Origin of the sequence: Paenibacillus sp. 3LSP, from assembly GCF_032465655.1 — a bacterium.
GTDB classification, from domain to species: domain Bacteria; phylum Bacillota; class Bacilli; order Paenibacillales; family Paenibacillaceae; genus Fontibacillus; species Fontibacillus barengoltzii.
The window spans coordinates 1-3395 of record NZ_JAWDJI010000086.1; the positions used below are offsets into that span (position 1 = coordinate 1).

The window sequence follows — 3395 nt, forward strand, 5'->3', positions numbered from 1 at the left end:
GCATTAGCTCGTTACTCACTTTAAATTCAATCGTTTTTTGTTTCTTTCCATCTTGATATGTTCGACTTAGCGTAGAGTATTTACCTGTCTTGTTTTTGAGTTGAAGTTCCATGCCTTTTTTGCAATACACGATTCCATTGAGTACTAAATCAACCAATGCTAACACAAACATTCCCCCCTTATATATAAATAAAAAGACCACTCAAAGAGTGATCTAATATGTATAAAGCAACCTACACGCAGACAAGTCTAATACTTCCTGCGCCTACCCACTTCCTCAATACCTCGGTTGCTAGCGGTTTTACTGACAGGCAGTTATGGATTACCGCAAACCCAAAGTCACTGGCAAGGAATCGAACCTTGCATACGGTCTTTTTCTTCACGATTTGAGTATAATGTTCTCCAACTGAAGCCACTTTTTCGGCACGTAGTCTCGACTCTCGTATGACCGCCAACCGTTAACTGTTGCATCCTCGTGAATTTGTATTTGCGTCTACCCTTTCCGCCACAGTGACATAATAACAATAGACAGCAACGGATGATAGATAATAAGAACAATTTAGAAGGAGTTGAAATTCACATCCTTATTATTAATATTTCCGCTGCTGTCTATCGGAGCTTAATTAAACGATGAGGGAGATTTCCTCCCTTACATTTTATTTTGTCGATCCTGTTTCCTAATCTTTCGACACTATCATAATACATCATTGAACAGGTAATTGATTGGTATAAAAAAGGTATAAAAAAGAAACCAAATGGGTAATAAAAGGGTATAAAAAGTGTAAAAACTGGCTACTTAAAAGCAACCAGTTCTAACGCTGAAGCAAATTGGATGATAATCTTGTTTGATTCTAGTTTGACAGATTCTTCACTAGTATTATTTCTTTGAGCAGTTACATAAATCGACAGACCATTGATGTAACGATCATAAAATATTTTTTTACGTCTTTCAGTCACATCAGGTTTGTGCGGATGCTGAATAGCAGAGTATCCTCGAACAAACAATTTATGCAAATACTCAAATTCTTCTTGTGCTTCTTCTCTATCTATCAACATTCGTTCAGCTTCAAAAACATTATTAGCTGTAGATGGCGGAACCAAGGAATAAGATGCCGTCACTTTTGGCTCACGAGGTTGCCCTACTCTACATCTTGCTGATAGATATGCTGAAAGGAAAACACCAACATTATGTTTTGTGCGGTCCATATCAACATCTTTTGCGCTTGGTGTCTCATATTTCTTTACATCGAAAAGTACCATCCTCTGATTCCCCCAATTATGATATAATACTTGTGTCAGAAATATTATTCATAGTCGGAGGAATCCGGCTTTTTTATTTACTAAATATTGTTATGAGTTTTCCGCCTTCTCGAACATAGGTTCTATTAATTTTTTTGAAGTTTTTTATACATCCTAAAAAACACATAAAATACTCTGGCGAGCTATTCATCTCAATTTCTTGCAAAGTAATTTTTTTATCATTCTTATTAGCAAGATAATTCAGAGTATCAGCCTCCATTTTCTTGCTTTTTTCTAACCTAGATTCCATTTTCTTCATACCGTTTCCTCAAACATCAAATCAAGCAGTTCTCTTGAAATGTCTAACCAAGCTCCGCTTTCGTGAGTAAGTTCTACTTCTGTGTCATTGTCTTCGATATCTTCTTCACTTTCCCAGATACTCCCTTTCAGAATATCAACCTCTCGCTCTGTTTCAACTCCATCATCGCATTCAGGTAAACTGAATGTTTCTAAGCATTTGTATTTCATTCCATTTCCTCCATCCCTCTAATTCCTAGCACTACATATCCATCTTGCTGAGCGTAATCAGTAATATAAGTGATTTCTGCTTTGTATGAGTTGCCTGTATATTTTTCGCCAGTCCACTCTCTCAAAATTAACTGACTACCAACTTTAAAATTACGATCATTCCTGCGGATCTCGAATTGTTTGCGTCCGCTTGTGACTGCTTCAAAATATTCTGGTAGTATTTTTAGTTCGTGGATCATTCCGCTTCCTCCTATTCTAATCCCCACTGTGCAAATGCTGCTAGGACTTCATTTTCTTGTTTTCTGTCAAGTTGCCAGTGAGCTTTTCTAACCTTTAAATCTGTCATTCTATCTAATTGATTAATTGCTAGTATCGGAAGTTTTAAAGAGTAGTCATTACTCTTCAACCACTCCAACACGATTTTCTGGTTGTCGTCTAGCTGTATTTCTTCAAGGGCTTGGGCATTTAATAGCGCATAATTGAATCCTTCTAAAAAGCTATGATTTACCGTTTTGTGAGGGTCGTTATTCTCGTTACACTCTTTTTCTAATCTGTCTGATTCTGCTTCTAACCATTTCAACGACTTGCTCATTCTTCCACCGCCTCATATGTTTTTTCAAAAATATCTGGCTTACATGGATAAAATTCGCCTTCCACACCTTGAATAATATAGTCTCCATCTATAACAGTCATATTGCCTTCTAAAGTAGAAATGAAAAATCTGCCTTCACGTTCTTCGGTTCCTTTCGCTGTAGTTAATCTAGCCATATCTGTAACCATCGGATAGTACTTTGCAACATCCTTTTCCGCTTTTGATCGATCAAATTGTACTGCTTCAATAACTACTGGTTTCTTTCTATATTTCATCCTTCTGCCACCTCAAACATTAAATTGAATAGTTCCCTTGAAATTTCTAACCACCAGCCATTTTTATGAGTAATCACTACTTCCTGATCCATTTCTCTGACAGGTTTCTCGCTCTCCCAAATACTACCTGCCGGCACGATAAGTTCTCGCTCTGTTTCAACTTCATCATCGTATTTAGGTAAACTGAATGTTTCTAAGCATTTATATTTCATCCTTCTACCACCTCTTCCTGTTCTACTTCCTTTATTTCCCAAAAAGGTTTAATTTTATAGAATTTATGCATTTCTCGATTCATGGAACGAACCATGCTTTCTAATACAGTTGATCGTGTACCTAGCGAAACATTTTGTTTCTTCGCTTTCTTAACACTTGTCATGCCAAGATATTTTTCACTAAAAACATATATCCCTTGGGAATAATATTTCCACATCAATTTATCGTCTTGCTGCATCTTCTCCCATAAATCTTGAGTAATGACTAAATAATTGTAATCGCCTATAAACGTTTGTTTCGCTTTGCTTTTCAAATCAGCCATGCTTACTTTAATTTCATAGCATCGGATTGTATTGTCTGTTGAATAAGTAATATAATCTACTCTTTCATTACCAGACCATCCAATTGTTACTTCAAAACAACCAAATACTCCCATGCGATTTGTTTCATGCCACAAGCATTTTTCTGCTTGCATAGTGAGTTCTGTCTTCATCCTTCTGCCTCCTCTTCCACTGGCACAGCAAACGGCCAGAATCTCTCATCTATTG

The 3395-nt window shown here is 36.7% G+C and carries 8 protein-coding genes; all 8 read right to left on the bottom strand.

All coding sequences use genetic code 11. The features are described from left to right. Positions 1 to 792 precede the first annotated feature (792 nt). On the bottom strand, positions 793 to 1260 hold the full coding sequence (locus RW092_RS06760; RefSeq protein WP_086310688.1) for an ArpU family phage packaging/lysis transcriptional regulator: 468 nt from the start codon (positions 1258 to 1260) through the stop codon (positions 793 to 795). 73 nt (positions 1261 to 1333) lie between these two features. Continuing rightward, positions 1334 to 1558: a hypothetical protein gene (locus RW092_RS06765; protein ID WP_316002676.1), complete on the bottom strand. Its 225-nt coding sequence runs from the start codon at positions 1556 to 1558 to the stop codon at positions 1334 to 1336. Beyond that, positions 1555 to 1767, bottom strand: a complete 213-nt coding sequence (locus tag RW092_RS06770; protein WP_316009840.1) for a hypothetical protein — start codon at positions 1765 to 1767, stop codon at positions 1555 to 1557. The genes RW092_RS06765 and RW092_RS06770 overlap by 4 nt, the downstream gene beginning before the upstream one ends. Then, complete coding sequence (locus RW092_RS06775; protein ID WP_316002674.1) at positions 1764 to 2006, bottom strand: ASCH/PUA domain-containing protein; 243 nt, start codon at positions 2004 to 2006, stop codon at positions 1764 to 1766. Before RW092_RS06775 ends, RW092_RS06770 begins: the two co-directional genes overlap by 4 nt. Before the next feature lie 11 nt (positions 2007 to 2017). Then, the gene (locus RW092_RS06780; RefSeq protein ID WP_316009841.1) at positions 2018 to 2359 is read right to left on the bottom strand and encodes a hypothetical protein; all 342 of its coding nucleotides are present in this window, start codon (positions 2357 to 2359) and stop codon (positions 2018 to 2020) included. Next, on the bottom strand, positions 2356 to 2634 hold the full coding sequence (locus RW092_RS06785; RefSeq protein ID WP_316002673.1) for a hypothetical protein: 279 nt from the start codon (positions 2632 to 2634) through the stop codon (positions 2356 to 2358). Before RW092_RS06785 ends, RW092_RS06780 begins: the two co-directional genes overlap by 4 nt. Next, positions 2631 to 2846 (bottom strand): hypothetical protein, encoded by a 216-nt coding sequence (locus RW092_RS06790; RefSeq protein WP_316002672.1) that lies wholly within the window; start codon positions 2844 to 2846, stop codon positions 2631 to 2633. Before RW092_RS06790 ends, RW092_RS06785 begins: the two co-directional genes overlap by 4 nt. After that, a complete protein-coding gene (locus tag RW092_RS06795; protein WP_316002671.1) occupies positions 2843 to 3340 on the bottom strand; it encodes a hypothetical protein in 498 nt (165 codons plus the stop codon). Before RW092_RS06795 ends, RW092_RS06790 begins: the two co-directional genes overlap by 4 nt. Positions 3341 to 3395: the final 55 nt, after the last annotated feature.

What these genes read in the sequence shown, in the direction of transcription:
- RW092_RS06775 (WP_316002674.1), bottom strand. Translation starts at nt 2,006, where the DNA reads ATGATCCACGAACTAAAAATACTACCAGAATATTTTGAAGCAGTCACA.
- RW092_RS06790 (WP_316002672.1), bottom strand. Translation starts at nt 2,846, where the DNA reads ATGAAATATAAATGCTTAGAAACATTCAGTTTACCTAAATACGATGAT.
- RW092_RS06780 (WP_316009841.1), bottom strand. Translation starts at nt 2,359, where the DNA reads ATGAGCAAGTCGTTGAAATGGTTAGAAGCAGAATCAGACAGATTAGAA.
- RW092_RS06795 (WP_316002671.1), bottom strand. Translation starts at nt 3,340, where the DNA reads ATGAAGACAGAACTCACTATGCAAGCAGAAAAATGCTTGTGGCATGAA.
- RW092_RS06785 (WP_316002673.1), bottom strand. Translation starts at nt 2,634, where the DNA reads ATGAAATATAGAAAGAAACCAGTAGTTATTGAAGCAGTACAATTTGAT.
- RW092_RS06770 (WP_316009840.1), bottom strand. Translation starts at nt 1,767, where the DNA reads ATGAAATACAAATGCTTAGAAACATTCAGTTTACCTGAATGCGATGAT.
- RW092_RS06765 (WP_316002676.1), bottom strand. Translation starts at nt 1,558, where the DNA reads ATGAAGAAAATGGAATCTAGGTTAGAAAAAAGCAAGAAAATGGAGGCT.
- RW092_RS06760 (WP_086310688.1), bottom strand. Translation starts at nt 1,260, where the DNA reads ATGGTACTTTTCGATGTAAAGAAATATGAGACACCAAGCGCAAAAGAT.